The organism is Stenotrophomonas beteli (assembly GCF_001431665.1).
In the GTDB taxonomy this organism is placed as follows: Bacteria; Pseudomonadota; Gammaproteobacteria; order Xanthomonadales; family Xanthomonadaceae; genus Stenotrophomonas; species Stenotrophomonas beteli.
This window is the reverse complement of record NZ_LLXV01000021.1, coordinates 107,862-123,640: the sequence shown is the minus strand read 5'-3', so window position 1 is coordinate 123,640 and position 15,779 is coordinate 107,862. Positions and strand designations below refer to the sequence as shown.

The following is a 15,779-nucleotide window of genomic DNA, read 5'->3' as shown; positions in this document are numbered from 1 at the left end:
GCTGGAGCGGGCAGGACGGGGAACGGCATTCCCTCGCAATTGGATCGACCGATGATTCCGTTGAAAACCCTTGGGCGCTGGTTGCGCCCGGGCCTGCTGCTGTCGCTGCTGGTGATGCTCACCGGCTGCGATGCGGTGGCCATCCTCAGTCCGAAGGGCCAGATCGGCCAGGATGAGAAGACCCTGCTGATCACGGCCACCGTGCTCATGCTGCTGGTCGTCATCCCGGTCATCATCATGACCCTGACCTTCGCGTGGAAGTATCGCGCCTCCAACACCAAGGCCCGTTACGAGCCGAAGTGGTCCCACTCGACGGCGATCGAGGTGGTGGTGTGGTCCATTCCCTGCATGATCGTGCTGGTGCTGGCGGTCCTGACCTGGCGTTCGTCGCACGCGCTTGACCCGTACAAGCCGCTGGAATCGGACGTCAAGCCGGTCACCATCGAGGCCATCTCGCTGGACTGGAAGTGGCTGTTCATCTATCCGGAAGAGAAGGTGGCGGTCGTCAACGAAATCAAGTTCCCGGTCAACACTCCGCTGAACTTCAAGATCACGTCCGACACGGTGATGAATGCGTTCTTCATCCCGCACCTGGGCAGCATGATCTACTCGATGGCCGCGATGGAGACCAAGCTTCATCTGATCGCCAACGAGACCGGTGAATTCCCGGGCATGTCCTCGCACTACAGCGGCGCAGGCTTCGCCAAGATGCACTTCACCGCCTATTCGGTCACCGATGCCGAATACCGCCAGTGGCTGGACCAGGTCCGCGCCGGCGAGCAGACCCTGGACAAGGCCTCCTTCAAGGCCCTGGGTGAAGCACGCAACGCCGAGTGGTACCCGGTCACCTACTTCGGCAAGACCGAGGAAGGCCTGTTCAACTGGGTCATCGCCAAGCACATGGGCGACAACAAGCACTACGGCATGAAGCACGAACACGCCGGTGCCGCCGCTGCCGATGCCGCCACCCATGAAGCGCACGAGGGTCACGCCCCCAGTGACGCGCATGATTCCAAGGAGTCGGGTGAGAACCTGGACGCCACCGAACACGAACACGCAGGCCATGCCGGCCACGCGGGTTCGGGAGAATGAACATGTTGGGAAAACTCTCTCTTGAGTCGATCCCCCACGATCCGATCGTACTGACCACCCTGGTCGGCGCGGTGCTGGGTGGCCTGGGCGTGATGGCCCTGATCACCAAGTTCAAGCTGTGGGGCTATCTGTGGAAGGAGTGGTTCACCTCGGTGGACCACAAGAAGATCGGCGTGATGTACCTCATCGTCGCCTTCGTCATGCTGCTGCGCGGCTTCTCCGACGCGATCATGATGCGTACCCAGCAGGCGCTCGCCGTCGGCGGGTCCGAGGGTTACCTGCCGCCGCACCACTACGACCAGATCTTCACCGCCCACGGCGTGATCATGATCTTCTTCGTGGCGATGCCGCTGATCACCGGCCTGATGAACCTGGCCGTGCCGCTGCAGATCGGTGCGCGCGACGTCGCGTTCCCGTTCGTCAACTCGCTCAGCTTCTGGCTGTTCGTGGCGGGCGCGGTGCTGATCATGCTGTCGCTGTGGATCGGTGAGTTCGCGGCCACCGGCTGGCTGGCGTTCCCGCCGTTGTCGGGCATCGAATACAGTCCAAGCGTCGGCATGGACTACTACATCTGGGGCCTACAGGTCGCAGGCCTGGGTACCACGCTGAGCGGTATCAACTTCTTCATTACCATCCTGAAGATGCGTACCCCCAGCATGAAGCTGATGCAGATGCCGGTGTTCACCTGGACCGCCCTGGTGACCAACGTGCTGATCGTCGCTGCCTTCCCGGTGCTGACCATCACCCTGGTGCTGCTGACCCTGGACCGTTACCTGGGTACGCACTTCTTCACCAATGACGGTGGCGGCAACGCCATGCTGTACATCAACCTGATCTGGATCTGGGGTCACCCGGAGGTGTACATCCTGGTCCTGCCGGCGTTCGGTGTGTTCTCCGAAGTCATCGCGACCTTCTCGCGCAAGGCGCTGTTCGGCTACAAGGGCATGGTCTACGCCACCGCCTGCATCGGCGTGCTGTCGTTCATCGTGTGGCTGCACCACTTCTTCACCATGGGCTCGGGTGCCAACGTCAATGCCTTCTTCGGCATCACGACGATGATCATCTCGATCCCGACCGGCGTGAAGATCTTCAACTGGCTGTTCACCATGTTCCGTGGCCGCGTGCACTTCACCACCCCGGTGCTGTGGACGATCGGCTTCATGGTCACCTTCGTCATCGGCGGCATGACCGGCGTGATGCTGGCGATCCCGGCCATCGACTTCGTGCTGCACAACAGCCTGTTCCTGATTGCCCACTTCCACAACGTCATCATCGGCGGCGTGGTGTTCGGCATGTTCGCCGGCATCACCTACTGGTGGCCGAAGATGTTCGGCTTCCGCCTCAACGAGTTCTGGGGCAAGTGCGCGTTCTGGTGCTGGTTCATCGGCTTCTACGTGACCTTCATGCCGATGTACGTGCTGGGCTTCATGGGCATGACCCGTCGCCTGCAGAGCACGGTCAATCCGGCCTACGAGCCGCTGCTGCTGATCGCCGCTGCGGGTGCCTTCATCGTCGGCGCCGGCATCCTGTGCCAGATCATCCAGGTGGCCGTGTCGATCCGCGACCGCAAGAAGACCGTCGACCTGACCGGCGACCCGTGGGATGCCCGTACGCTGGAGTGGGAAACCTCTTCGCCGCCGGCCTTCTACAACTTCGGCACCCTGCCGGAAGTCACCGAGCTGGACGATTTCTGGGAGCGCAAGCAGCGTGGTGAAGCCTGGCCGAAGCCGGCCAAGTACACCGACATCCACATGCCGCGCAACACCGGCACGGGCGTTGTCATCGGTGCCTTCAGCCTGGTGTTCGGCTTCGCGATGATCTGGCACATCTGGTGGCTGGCCATCGTCGGCTTCGTCGGCATGATCGCCACGTTCATCTACCGCACCTTCGACCAGGACGTGGACTACTGGGTCCCGGCCGCCGAGGTGGAACGCATCGAGAACGCACACCGCAAGCACCTGGAAGCCCAGGGCCTGGTGAAGTCGGAGCTGAAGGCATGAGCACCAATACCTCGACCCTGAGCCACGGGCACGCCGCGCACGCGGCGGCCCATGGCCATGACGACCACGAGCACCACGACACCGGCGGCAACACCGTCTTTGGTTTCTGGGTGTACCTGATGAGCGACTGCCTCATCTTCGCCTCGCTGTTCGCCACCTACGTGGTGCTGGCCGGCGGTACCGATGGTGGTCCCACCGCGAAGGACCTGTTCGAGCTGCCGTTCGTGGCGTGGGAAACCGCGCTGCTGCTGACCTCGTCGCTGACCTTCGGCCTGGGCATGATTGCCATGCACCGCAAGCAGATGGGCCAGATGTACCTGTGGCTGGCCATCACCTGGCTGCTGGGCTTCGGCTTCATGTGCATGGAAGTGTGGGAGTTCCAGCACCTGATCCATCAGGGCTACGGTCCGGACCGCAGTGCCTTCCTGTCGGCGTTCTTCGCCCTGGTGGGTACCCACGGCCTGCACGTCAGCGCCGGCCTGCTGTGGCTGCTGGTGATGTTCGTGCAGCTGAAGAAGTACGGCCTGACCCCGACCAACAAGACCCGCATGGCGTGCCTGAGCCTGTTCTGGCACTTCCTGGACCTGATCTGGATCGGCGTGTTCTCCGTCGTCTACCTCAATGGAGCGCTGTAATGGCACATGACAACCATGCACACGACCACGGCACCGGCGGCGAAAGCCATGGCACCGTGAAGTCGTACCTGATCGGCTTCGTGCTGGCGGTGGTGCTGACCGTCATCCCGTTCTGGACGGTGATGTCGGGTGATTTCTCGCGCACCGTCAGCGGTGTGGTGATCGCCATCACCGCGGTCCTGCAGATGCTGGTGCACCTGGTGTTCTTCCTGCACCTGGACCGCTCCTCGGAAAGCCGCTGGAACGTCAACGCCGCGGCCTTCACCGTGGTGGTGATCGGCATCATCGTGGTCGGTACCCTGTGGGTCATGCACAACATGAACGTGCACATGATGCACTGACGTCCTGGCGACGTTGCCACGCAGAAAGGCCGCCCTCGGGCGGCCTTTCTGTTGGCGGGTAGAGGGCAGCACGTGCAACGCATGCCAGGGGGTAATGCCGGCCCGGAGATCCACAGCACACGTGCATGGGGTCAGAGCCCTTGCCTGCGGCAAGGGATCCGACCCCCGACCCGGGGTCTCACCCCACCCGGCGCAGGAACTCGTCGGCCTCCATCGGCCGGCCCAGGTGGTAGCCCTGCAGCTGGTCGCAGCCCAGTGCGCTCAGGTACTCGCGCTGCGCCTGCGTCTCCACGCCCTCGGCCACCACCTGCAGCTGCAGGGTGCGGCCCAGCGCGATGATCGAGGAGACGATGGCCGCATCTTCGGCATTGCATTCCAGATCGTGCACGAAGGCGCGGTCGATCTTCAGTTCGGTGGCCGGCATGCGCTTGAGGTACAGCAGGCTGGAATAGCCGGTACCGAAATCATCGATGGCAATGTGCACGCCCATCGCGGTGAGGTCGTTGAGGATCGCCAGGCTGGCATCGACATCCTTCATCGCGGTGGTTTCGGTGATCTCCAGCGTCAGCCGCGCCGGTTCGATCCGATGCCGCTGCAGCACTTCGCGCACGCTGCCCAGCAGCGCTGGCGAGGCGAACTGCAGGGGCGACAGGTTCACCGCCATCGTCCATTGCGCATGCCCGGCGTCGTGCCACGCGCGCAGCTGCGCGCAGGCGCGGTCCAGCACCCAGTCGCCGATCGGCAGGATCAGTCCGCTGCGCTCGGCGATGGGAATGAACACGTCCGGCGCCAGCAGGCCCAGTTCCGGGTGCTGCCAGCGCAGCAGCGCCTCGGCACCGGTGGCCGGGGCGCCGGCGGCCGGGAACTTGGGCTGGTAGTGCAGCACCAGTTCGCCGCGTGCGATCGCCTTGCGCAGGTCCTGCAGCAGGCGCAGCTGGCGGTTGGCACTGAGCTGCATCGACGGGGTGAAGAAGGTGTAGCCGTTCCGCCCGGTTTCCTTGGTGTGGTACATCGCCGCATCGGCGTGCGCCATCAGCTCACGCTCATTGCTTGCGTCATCCGGGTACAGGGCGATGCCCAGGCTGGCACTCACCTGCAGTTCGGCCGCATCCAGCGCGAACGGTTCGCCGGCAGCGGCGATGATGCGCTCGGCCACCACCACCGCATCGTCGGGAATATCGATGTCCAGCACGATCACGAACTCGTCGCCACCGAGGCGGGCGAACGTATCCTGCGGCCGCAGCAGGCTGCCGATGCGCTGCGCCACCGCCACCAGCAGGCGGTCGCCGAGCTGGTGGCCATAGGCATCATTGACTGCCTTGAAACCGTCCAGATCGCAGAACATCACTGCCACCGCATGATTGCGGCGCCGCGCCTTCTCGATGGCCTGCTCGATACGGTCCTGCAGCAGCATGCGGTTGGGCAGCTGGGTCAGTGGATCATGCAGCGCGGCCTGGATCAGCTTGTCGTTGGCATGCGCCAGTGAGTCGGCCAGCAGGCCGGTGCGCACGCGCATCTGCCGGTCGAACAGCGAGGCGACCAGGGCGATGCCCAGCGTGGCCACGGTGGTCACGATCACCAGCACCGCCAGCCAGCGCGTGTCGATGCCACCGCTACCGACGGCGCCACAGATGCTGCCTTCGGGGAAGCGCGCCGCGGCCATGCCGGTGTAATGCATGCCGACGATGGCCAGGCCCATCACCAGCGATGCGAGCGCGCGCAGGAGCAGGGTGTGGCGCTGCTCGGCGCGCAGGCGGAATGCGATCCACAGAGCGGCGCCAGCGGCGCCGATGGCCACGGCGACGGAGGCGGCAAACCAGCCCGGGTGGTAGTCGATGCCGGGTTGCATGCGCATCGCTGCCATGCCCAGGTAGTGCATGGTGGCGATGCCCAGGCCCATCAGCACCGCACCGGCCAGCAGCCGGCGCCACGGCAGGCTGGGCCGCGACACCAGCCACAGCGCATAGGCCGAAGCACCGATCGAGACCGCCAGCGAGTACAGCGTGATCCCAAGGTCGTAACCCACCGGGATCGGCAGGTCGAAGGCGAGCATGCCGATGAAGTGCATCGACCAGATGCCCAGGCCCATGGCCGCCGCGCCACCGGCCAGCCACCAGCGGGCCACGCGGCCCTCGGCCGTGGCCAGCCGCCCGGCCATGTCCAGCGCCGTGTACGAAGCAAGAATGGCCACCAGCAGGGAGATGATGACCAGGCTCTGACTGTAACTGCCAGTCATGTTGAATCCAGTGGGAGAGGAAGGGGCGCCCGCAAGGCGCACGCCCGCGACCCCTATCGGCGCAGGTGGGCAGGACTTGAGTGGTCGCAGCACCTGCGACCCGGCTCGGCTATCCTGCCACGCTCGCTCCCGCTGCAGGAAATCACCCGATGGCAAAAGCCCGTACCGCCTACGTCTGCAATGAATGCGGCGCTGAATTCAGCAAGTGGCAGGGCCAGTGCACCGAGTGCAATGCCTGGAATTCGCTGTCGGAAATCGTCCTGGAAAGCGCCGCCGCAGCCAAGGCGCCCGCCTCGCGACGGGCCGGCTGGGCCGGCAAGATCGATCCGCCGAAGATCACCGCGCTGAAGGATGTCGAGCAGACCGAGCACCGCCGGGTCAGCACCGGTATCGGTGAATTCGACCGGGTGCTGGGTGGCGGTCTGGTGGAAGGGGCCGTGGTGCTGGTGGGCGGCGATCCGGGCATCGGCAAGTCGACCCTGCTGCTGCAGGCGGTGGCGAAGATGGCGGCCGAACTGCCGGTGCTGTACGTGACCGGCGAGGAGTCGCTGGCGCAGGTGGCCGGCCGCGCGCATCGGCTGGAGCTGCCATTGGATGGCGTCAATGCCTTGGCCGAGACCGGCGTCGAGTCGATCCTGCAGCATGCGTCCAAGGCCGGCCCGCGGCTGATCGTGGCCGACTCCGTGCAGACCCTGTGGACCGAGAGCCTGACCGCCGCACCAGGCTCGGTGAGCCAGGTGCGCGAGAGCGCGGCACGGCTGGTGCGCTTTGCCAAGGAAACCGGCACCGCGGTGTTCCTGGTCGGCCACGTCACCAAGGAGGGCGGCATCGCCGGCCCGCGCGTGCTCGAGCACATGGTCGATGCGGTGCTGTACTTCGAAGGTGAGAGCGGCAGCCGCTTCCGCCTGTTGCGCGCGTTCAAGAACCGCTTCGGTGCGGTCAATGAACTGGGCGTCTTCGCGATGGGCGACAAGGGGCTGAAGGAAGTGTCCAACCCGTCGGCGATCTTCCTGTCCGGGGGCAGCACCCACCAGCCCGGCAGCTGCGTGATGGTCACCCGCGAGGGCACCCGGCCGTTGCTGGTCGAAGTACAGGCGCTGGTCGATGCCTCGCCGTTGTCGAACCCGCGCCGCGTCGCCGTGGGCCTGGAACAGAACCGGCTGGCGATGCTGCTGGCGGTGCTGCATCGCCACGGCGGCGTGCTGGTCGGTGACCAGGACGTGTTCGTCAACGTGGTCGGTGGCATCCGGGTGCAGGAGACCGCCGCCGACCTGCCGGTGCTGCTGGCCGTGCTGTCCTCGCTGCAGGACCGTCCGCTGGCGGAAAAGACCATCGCCTTCGGTGAGGTTGGCCTGTCCGGCGAGATCCGCCCGGTGCCCAATGGTGAAGACCGGCTGCGCGAGGCCGCCACCCATGGTTTCAAGCGCGCGATCGTGCCCAAGGCCAATGCGCCCAAAGGCGGTTCAGTGAAGGGCATGGAGGTGATCGCGGTCGAGCGCCTGTCCGAGGCCATCGACGCGGCGTGAGGCCGGCCCTGTAGAGCCGCGCCCACGCCCGGCTGCCTTTCGTAGAGTCGAGCCATGCTCGACTGGTGGTGGAGCTGCCGTCGAGCATGGCTCGACTCTACAGAGAACGGACGGCAGCCGAGCATCGGCTCGGGTCTACTCATGCCAATGCAGTAACGGTCAGCTCCACTGTGCTAGTTTTTCCCGCTCGACGAAGACGCCCTCTGGCGTCTTTCCGTGCCCAGGAGTAAACGATTACATGCAGGACACCGCGCTCATCGCCCCCAACGCCGAAATCCGCCGCGCCGGGGTTGATCTCAATGGATTGATGACGGTGCTGGGCAAGCACCTGTATTCCACCCCGGTGGTGGCCCTGCGCGAACTGGTGCAGAACGCGCACGACTCGATCATCCGCCGGCGCATCGAGCAACCCGGGACCGAGGTGCCTTCGCGCATCTCGGTGCAGGTCGACGCCGGTGCTGGCGTGCTGCGCATCACCGACACGGGGGCGGGCCTGACCCGCCAGGAAATCCACGACTACCTGGCCACCGTCGGCGTCGGCTATACCCGGGGCCTGCGCCAGGGCGGCGAGGACGATGAAGGCCTGATCGGCATGTTCGGCCTCGGTTTCCTGTCGGCTTTCGTGCTGGCGCGCCGGGTCAGCGTGCGTACCACGTCATACCAGACGCCCGCTCTGGGGCACCTGTACGTGTCCAGCAACGCCGAGCAGTACACCGTCAGCGAAGTGCCGGCACGTGCGGTCGGCACCGAGGTGGAACTGGAGCTGCATCCGGATTTCCTGCCGCTGGCCAACGAGGCGCGCCTGCACGAAGTGCTGGGCCGCTACTGCGCGCTGCTGTCCGAGCCGATCTTCATCGGTGCTGCGACCGAAGCGCTCAACCCCGAGCCGCCGCCGTGGCGGGGGCAGGGTGACGTGGCCGTGCACCCGGTGCAGGCGCGCCGCCAGGCACTGCAGTTCGCTGCGCGCTTCGAGCACGATTTCGAGCCGATTGTCACCGTGCCGCTGCGTGCCGACGGCAGCAGCGATGCCACCGGCCTGCTGTGGGTGCAGGACGGCGCCACCTATGGCACCAGCGACAACCGCAACCTGTCGGTGTTCGTGCGCGGCATGCTGCTGGACGACGACGCGCGCGATCTGCTGCCGCCGTGGGCCGGTTTCATCGGTGGAGTGATCGAATCGTCCCGCCTCACGCCCACCGCCAGCCGCGAAGACCTGCAGCGCGACGACCAGTACCGCGCGGTGCAGCATGCGTTGCTGGAAGCGCTGATCGATGGCCTGGCCGACGTCGCGCGGCAGCAGCCGGAAGCGTGGCGACGGGTACTGACCCGCCACAACGAGGCGCTGCTGGGCGCGGCACTCTGTGATGACCGGCTGTTCGAGCTGCTGATGGAGCATGTGCGCGTGCCGACCTCGCAGGGCGACCTGCCGGCCAGCGCGTTGCCGGCACGTGGCGCTGTGCACGTGATTCTCGATAACGGTGGCGGCTTCGAGGAGATGCTGTTCCGCGCGATGGGCGTGCCGGTGGCGCATGGCCATCGCTACGCGGTGGTGCCGTTCCTGCGCCGCTGGGCCCAGGCCAAGGGCCTGCGCCTGGTTGAACTGGGCACCGAGCAGGGCAATCGCGCGCTGTTCCGCAGTGATGATAGTCTGGACGAAGCGCAGCTGGCCTGGCTGCGCGAGCAGCTCGGTGACGGCGAGCAGCTGCTGCCGGCACGCTTCAGCCCCGAGGCGCTGCCGGTGGTGGTGGTACCGGACCGCGAAGCCGAGTTGAAGCAGCGCCTGGAAGACGACGAGAACGACAAGCGCGTGTCGATGGCTGCGCTGCGCCTGGCCCGGCAGTTCACCGCACGCATCGAATCGCGCGCACCGTCGCGGCTGTACCTCAATCTGGACAACGCGGCGGTGCAGGCGCTGTTGCGCGCCCAGCGCGAGGGTCATCCACAGGCCGAAGCGGCGGCGCGCCTGCTGCGCTCGCTGAAGATCATCGTCGCCGCGCAGGGCCGTCCATTGGCCCGTGCCACGGCCACACCTGGCCCGGATCTCAACGGCGCCTTTACCGATATCGCCGGTGCCCTGCAGCAGATGCTGCGCTGAGCACCGCGCCCCCTCTCATCCAGCCTTCGCTAGACAGGAACAATTACCCCATGGACATCTGGAACTGGGTCGAAAAACTGCAGGGTGACCTGCGCCAGGCCGGCCAGGCGCAGAATGCGCAGCTGCTGAACCGGCTCGCCGACGAGGTGAGCGAGCTGCACGTTGATCGCGTTGATGCCCTGCTGCCGGAAGCACGCGCGCTGGGCAAGGCGCTGGACAATCCGTGGGTCGACGTCTACGTCGGCCACTGGGCGCTGCGCAACCGCGTCGGCAACCGCGTCGAAGGTGAAAGTGCGCTGGGCGAGGCGGTAGCGCTGTTCGAACGTGCCCATCGCGAAGATACGTTGGAGTGCCCCCAGTCGATCTGCGTGACCCAGGATCTGGCCGCCTGCTACGGCAACATCGACGGCCCGGGCTGGGTGCCCGAGCGCATCGAGGTGTGCGATGAAACGCTGGCGCGCATCGATCCGAGCTGGGCCTGTTTCCAGTGCCTGAGCTGCGAGAAGGCCGACGCGCTGCTTGATGATGGCCGTGGCCAGGATGCATTGGACTACCTGCAGGTGCAGTCCGACGCGATCGAGGCCTGCGGCAAGGAAGTGTTCGACAGCTTCCCCGAGATGCAGATCAAGATCCTGCTCGGCATGGGCCGCGCTGAAGAGGCGTTGGCGCTGATCGAAAAGCGGGAGGCCGAAGTTGCTGCGTCCGGAGAGTACGAGCCGGCCAACTGCACGGTGCCGCGCCGCCTGTCCAAGGCCTGGGCGCTGGCCCAGCTCGGGCGCGACGAAGAAGCACTGCAGCAGCTGGTGCCGTGGAGCGAACTGACCCCGACCTACTGGCGGCTGTGGGCCAACACTGCCGCCGCGCTGTGCCAGCGCGATCCGCAGCGCAATACCTGGGATCTGGGCACCCGCTTCAACACCATCATCGAACACTTCGCCCGCGTCGGTTCGCACCGCCTGCTGATCGAGGTGGCCGCACTGAGCCTGGAGCTGGCCCTGCAGCGCGGTGCGCGCTGGGTGGCGCAACGGCAGCTGGAACTGGCCCGTACCCATCTGGCGCAGCTGCGCCAGGACCGCGGCGCCGCTGCGCTGGTGGCTGGCCTGGCTGCGCGTATCGATGCGTTGCCGGAGGTCGCACCGCTGCCGGTACTGGCCGGCGAGTTGCTGGCGTGGCTGGAGGCGCAGGGCGAACAGAACCAGTCGCGCGATCCCGAACGCGAGGCGCAGTGGCTGCTGCAGGCACAGGCGCAGCTGCCCGATGACGAAGCGCTGGCCGAGATGGCCGCCTCTGCGTTGAGCGCCTGTGGTGCACAGGCGGAAGCGCGCGCATTGCTGTGGCGATTCGTGCGCGCACATGCGCAGGATGACGGCCCTGCGGCCTACACGCTGATGCGCTGGCTGGCCGAGCAGGGGGATGACGACGGCCTGCGGCAGCTGGCCGAGGTCTACCGCAGCAGCGTGCCGGTGTTCGCGCACTGGTGCGAGGTGCAGCGCGCCCGCCGGGTGTCCGATTGGCCGGCGCTGGAGCAGGCCGCGCAGGCGCTGCTGGCGGCATCGCCGGGTTCGCACGGTGCACGCAGCACGCTGGCGCGGATGTACATGGAAACCGGCCGCTTCAGCGAGGCACAGGCCTGCTATGCGCAGCTGGTGGAGCTGCTGGAAGAACCGAATGCCGCGCATTGGGACCATATGAGTGCGGCCAGCGCGGCACGCGACTGGGATGCGGTGCGCCGCTCGGCTGCGGCGCTTGGCATGGAGCTGTCCAGCCACGAGGGCGTGGTCGAGGAACCGTGGGGCTGGGTGATCATCCGCAGCGAAGAGAACGGCGAACCGATGGAGTACTACGCGCGCCGCAGTGGCCCGGTCACCGCACGCATCGTCGAGAATGCGCCGTCCAACCGCGCCCAGCAGGTGGGCGACTGGGTGGTGTTCGATGCCGCGCTGGTGCATCCGGCACCCGAGGAGGAGGAAGCTCGCGAGCATTTCATCCCGACCTATGCGCAGGTGCATGTGCTGGAGCGCGGTGGCTTCGCCCGCAGCTGGATGATCGACGGCGCGCACCCGGGCGACGAGGCCTGGAATGCCTTCGTCGAGGCGGCCGAAGCACAGGGTTGGAAGGTGTGGTCGCACTGCCGCCCGGACTACACCGTGACCGATCCCGATGCGGAGGAGGGCACGCTGCCGGGCCTGCTGTTCACGGTGGCCCAGCCGCAGGACCATGCGCCGCTGGCGCTGCACCGCTTCCTGCAGCAGGAAACCGTGAAGTGGCCGCATCCGCACTGCTGGCTGCGCCTGGCCGAAGCCTGCGACCAGGATCGCCAGCCACACCTGGACGTGATCGAGCGTTACGGGTTGTAGGCTCCACGCTCCTGTAGAGCCGAGCCTGCGCTCGGCTCACGCCGAAAGTAGCCGGGCATGGGCTCGGCTCTACACGGATCACCACCACCCAGAAATGGACTACATGCGAAAGACAGGGATGTTCTTGCTTGCCGGGGTGCTGCTGGCCCCCATCGTGCAGGCCGCACCGGCCTGCAGGGAACCCACGGCCATTGCCCGTGCCTTCTACGAGGCAACGACGGGCGATGGCGATCTGCTGGAGCCACCGCCGGCGCTGGTCAGCGCGGCCTTCGGCGAGGCACTGCGTGGCGAGCGCGCCTGCCAGCAGCGCGAGGAGGGCATCTGTACGATCGATTCCGATCCGTGGCTGGATGCGCAGGACGGCGACATCGAACCTCCGGTGCGCTACCGCTGGAAAGAGGCCTCGGCCACCGCCGGCCAGGTCGAGATGCGCTATTCGGTGTGGAAGAAGGCCTACGTGACCCGCCTGCCGATGGTGCGCCAGGGCCAGGGGTGCTGGCAGGTCGATGACATTCTCACCAACAGCGGCCGCTCGGTGCGGAAGATCCTGGCGCAGCCTTGACGGTAGCGCCGGTGGGCGCCGACCGTTGGTCGGCACACCGCCTACCGCGTGTGCCCGAACACCAGTTCGATCACGAACTGGCTGCCGAAGAAGGCCAGCAGCAGCAACAGCATCGCCGCCAGCGTCCAGTGCACCGCCTTCATGCCGCGCCAGCCATAGCGGCGACGGCCGATCAGCAGCACGCCGAACACGATCCACGACAGCACGCTCAGCACGGTCTTGTGCACCAGCTTCTGCGCCAGCAGGTCATCGACGAACAGCACGCCGGTGACCAGGGTCAGGGTCAGCAGCGCGAAACCCACGGTGATCACCCGGAACAGCAGCGACTCCAGGTCGGCCAGTGGCGGCAGGGCGCGCAGCCATGGGCGGAACTCGCGGCGGCGCAGTGCGCGTTCCTGCAGCCACAGCATGATCGCCAGCAGTGCGGCGATGCTCAGCGTGGCATAGGCCAGCAGCGCCAGCCAGGCATGGCTGGCCAGGCGCCAGCCCAGCATCCTGCTCGGTTCGTGGCCGTAGCCGTGGTAGGCCAGCAGCAGCACCGCGGCCAGCGGGAACACCACCACGCCCAGCGCCGACATCCGCCCACGCGCACCGACCAGCGAGGTCAGCCAGGCCATGCCCAGGCCGACCAGCGACAGCGCGGCGAAGAAGTGCATGTCCGGCCCGCCGCTGGTACGCATCGCCACCATCACGTGGTAGCCGCCATGCAGCAGCATCGCTGGCAGGGCGGGCCACAGCCAGGTGGGGGAGCCGGTGCTTTCATCGCGGCCGAGCGCGCGCACCAGCAGGGCACTGGCGGCCAGGTAGAGCAGGACGGCGATGAGAACGATTGTCATCGTTGCAGTTTCGCATACCCCCGCTGCGGTGGCGACGGCCGCGGCGTCGCAGCCCGGGGGGCGGGGCGGACCCGCTATACTGTCTGCCTTATTGTCCCCCGCTTTCAGACAGGTTGCGCCGCATGTTCGAGTCCCTGACCCAGCGCCTTTCCGGCACCATCGAGCGCCTGCGTGGCCGCGGCCGCCTGACCGAGGAGAACATCCGCGAGGCGACCCGCGAGGTCCGCATCGCGCTGCTTGAGGCCGACGTTGCGCTGCCGGTGGTGCAGGCCCTGATCGAGCGCATCAAGGTGCGCGCGGTCGGCCAGGAAGTGCTGAAGTCGCTGACCCCGGGCCAGGCCCTGATCAAGGTGGTGCGCGACGAGCTGACCGCGGTGATGGGCGCCGAAGCCAGCGACCTGAACCTCAATGTTCCTGCCCCGGCCATCATCCTGATGGCGGGCCTGCAGGGCGCCGGCAAGACCACCACGGTGGGCAAGCTGGCCAAGCACCTGAAGGAAAAGCGCAAGAAGAAGGTGATGGTGGTCTCGGCCGACGTCTACCGTCCGGCCGCCATCGAGCAGCTGAAGACCCTGGCTGAACAGGTCGGCGTGCTGTTCTTCCCGTCCAGCGCCGACCAGAAGCCGGAGGCCATCGTCCGCGCCGCCATCGACGACGCGCGCAAGTCGTTCGTGGACGTGCTGCTGGTCGATACCGCCGGCCGCCTGGCCATCGACGAAGCGATGATGGCCGAGATCAAGGCCCTGCACGCGGCGGTCAACCCGGCCGAAACCCTGTTCGTGGTCGACGCCATGACCGGCCAGGACGCGGCCAACACCGCCAAGGCCTTCGGCGATGCCCTGCCGCTGACCGGCGTGGTGCTGACCAAGACCGACGGTGACGCCCGCGGCGGCGCCGCGCTGAGCGTGCGCTACATCACCGGCAAGCCGATCAAGTTTGTCGGTGTCAGTGAAAAGCCGGAAGGCCTGGACGTGTTCCACCCGGACCGTATCGCCAGCCGCATCCTCGACATGGGCGACGTGCTATCGCTGGTCGAGCAGGTCGAGCAGCAGGTCGACAAGGACAAGGCCGCCAAGCTGGCCGAGAAGGTCGCCAAGGGCAAGAAGTTCGACCTGAACGACATGCGCGACCAGCTCGAGCAGATGCAGAACATGGGCGGCATCGGCGGCCTGATGGACAAGTTGCCGGGCCTGGGCAACATCCCCGACCATCTGAAGCAGCAGGTCAGCCAGGGCAAGGAAGTGCCGCGCATGATCGCCATTATCGGCTCGATGACCAAGAAGGAACGGCGCAACCCGAACCTGCTGAACGGCTCGCGCCGCGCGCGCATTGCCAAGGGCTCGGGCGTCACCCCGGCCGACGTCAACAAGCTGATGAAGCAGTACATGCAGATGGAAAAGATGATGAGCAAGATGGCTGGCGGCGGCATGAAGGGCATGCTGCGCAGCATGAAGGGCATGATGGGCGCCATGGGCGGCCGCGGCATGCCGTTCCGTTGATCAGCGCGAGGGCAAGGCGCAGGTGCCGGGATCGGCACTTGCATGCCACCGCCCGTATTGCTTGACTACCTGCCGTATCTGACAAGGGAATGTTCATGAACAAAGTGACCGTGGTGATGGTCCTGGCCCTGGGCCTGACCGCATGCAAGGACGACACCTCGGTGTCGCAGAAGGCTGGCAGTGCCATCAGTGGCACGGCTGCCGATTTCGTCGCAGGCCTGGGCGAGGGCGTGGACAAGCGCATGAATGTGACGCTTCAGGCCGATCCGGGCCTGGCCGCACGCGGCCTGACCGTGACCCTGGGCAAGAGCCGTGGCTTGGGTTCCAAGGACGCGGCGGTGTACGTAGTGGCCGACAAGGCCTTCAAGGGCAAGCTGGTGGCGCGCGCGCTGGACGCCGACGGTACCGAGATCGGCCGTGCATCGGCCGAGGTGGAATTCGCCGCCGACGACGCACGCTATGTGACCTTCCAGTTCAACGAGGAGATGGACAGCCAGCTGGTGCGCACCTACGCAGTGGCGGCGCGCTGATCCTCGCGCGGCCAGCCCCTCGGGTTCTGGCCGCAGTGACTGGCGTATGCTGGGCAGCGACTTCTCCCAC

Annotated in this window: 12 protein-coding genes; 10 read left to right on the top strand and 2 right to left on the bottom strand. The window is 66.5% G+C overall.

From position 1 onward, the window contains the following. Positions 1-51: 51 nt before the first annotated feature. Genes cyoA through cyoD form a run of 4 tightly spaced genes read left to right on the top strand, consistent with a single transcriptional unit; the run spans position 52 to position 4,068 of the window. Positions 52-1,092 carry a ubiquinol oxidase subunit II gene (gene cyoA, locus ARC23_RS04875; RefSeq protein ID WP_057496186.1) on the top strand — a complete coding sequence of 347 codons (1,041 nt, stop codon included), beginning with the start codon at positions 52-54 and terminating at the stop codon, positions 1,090-1,092. Positions 1,093-1,094: 2 nt separating this feature from the next. Then, positions 1,095-3,092, top strand: a complete 1,998-nt coding sequence (gene cyoB / locus ARC23_RS04870; RefSeq protein WP_057496185.1) for a cytochrome o ubiquinol oxidase subunit I — start codon at positions 1,095-1,097, stop codon at positions 3,090-3,092. After that, positions 3,089-3,727, top strand: coding sequence for a cytochrome o ubiquinol oxidase subunit III (gene cyoC / locus ARC23_RS04865; RefSeq protein WP_057496184.1), 639 nt, complete (start codon positions 3,089-3,091; stop codon positions 3,725-3,727). The genes cyoB and cyoC overlap by 4 nt, the downstream gene beginning before the upstream one ends. After that, positions 3,727-4,068 carry a cytochrome o ubiquinol oxidase subunit IV gene (gene cyoD / locus ARC23_RS04860; RefSeq protein WP_057496183.1) on the top strand — a complete coding sequence of 114 codons (342 nt, stop codon included), beginning with the start codon at positions 3,727-3,729 and terminating at the stop codon, positions 4,066-4,068. Before cyoC ends, cyoD begins: the two co-directional genes overlap by 1 nt. A 178-nt stretch (positions 4,069-4,246) precedes the next feature. Here cyoD and ARC23_RS04855 read toward each other — a convergent pair whose 3' ends face one another. Further along, positions 4,247-6,304 carry a putative bifunctional diguanylate cyclase/phosphodiesterase gene (locus ARC23_RS04855; RefSeq protein ID WP_057496182.1) on the bottom strand — a complete coding sequence of 686 codons (2,058 nt, stop codon included), beginning with the start codon at positions 6,302-6,304 and terminating at the stop codon, positions 4,247-4,249. A 149-nt stretch (positions 6,305-6,453) separates the two neighbouring features. Between ARC23_RS04855 and radA the strand changes: the two genes are divergently transcribed. The 4 genes from radA to ARC23_RS04835 all read left to right on the top strand — a co-directional run bounded on the left by radA (position 6,454) and on the right by ARC23_RS04835 (position 12,844). Then, positions 6,454-7,830 carry a DNA repair protein RadA gene (gene radA, locus ARC23_RS04850; RefSeq protein WP_014646395.1) on the top strand — a complete coding sequence of 459 codons (1,377 nt, stop codon included), beginning with the start codon at positions 6,454-6,456 and terminating at the stop codon, positions 7,828-7,830. 238 nt (positions 7,831-8,068) lie between these two features. Beyond that, the gene (locus ARC23_RS04845) at positions 8,069-9,925 is read left to right on the top strand and encodes an ATP-binding protein (RefSeq protein ID WP_057496181.1); all 1,857 of its coding nucleotides are present in this window, start codon (positions 8,069-8,071) and stop codon (positions 9,923-9,925) included. Between the two features lie 50 nt (positions 9,926-9,975). Continuing rightward, a complete protein-coding gene (locus tag ARC23_RS04840) occupies positions 9,976-12,282 on the top strand; it encodes a tetratricopeptide repeat protein (protein ID WP_057496180.1) in 2,307 nt (768 codons plus the stop codon). A gap of 103 nt (positions 12,283-12,385) precedes the next feature. Then, a complete protein-coding gene (locus ARC23_RS04835) occupies positions 12,386-12,844 on the top strand; it encodes a YqhG/Tai3 family protein (RefSeq protein ID WP_057496316.1) in 459 nt (152 codons plus the stop codon). A 41-nt stretch (positions 12,845-12,885) separates the two neighbouring features. Here ARC23_RS04835 and ARC23_RS04830 read toward each other — a convergent pair whose 3' ends face one another. After that, positions 12,886-13,680 (bottom strand): cytochrome C assembly family protein, encoded by a 795-nt coding sequence (locus ARC23_RS04830; protein WP_057496179.1) that lies wholly within the window; start codon positions 13,678-13,680, stop codon positions 12,886-12,888. Between the two features lie 122 nt (positions 13,681-13,802). Between ARC23_RS04830 and ffh the strand changes: the two genes are divergently transcribed. Then, positions 13,803-15,179 (top strand): signal recognition particle protein, encoded by a 1,377-nt coding sequence (gene ffh / locus ARC23_RS04825; RefSeq protein WP_014036403.1) that lies wholly within the window; start codon positions 13,803-13,805, stop codon positions 15,177-15,179. 95 nt (positions 15,180-15,274) lie between these two features. Further along, positions 15,275-15,709: a hypothetical protein gene (locus ARC23_RS04820; RefSeq protein ID WP_152985205.1), complete on the top strand. Its 435-nt coding sequence runs from the start codon at positions 15,275-15,277 to the stop codon at positions 15,707-15,709. The last annotated feature ends 70 nt before the right edge of the window (positions 15,710-15,779 follow it).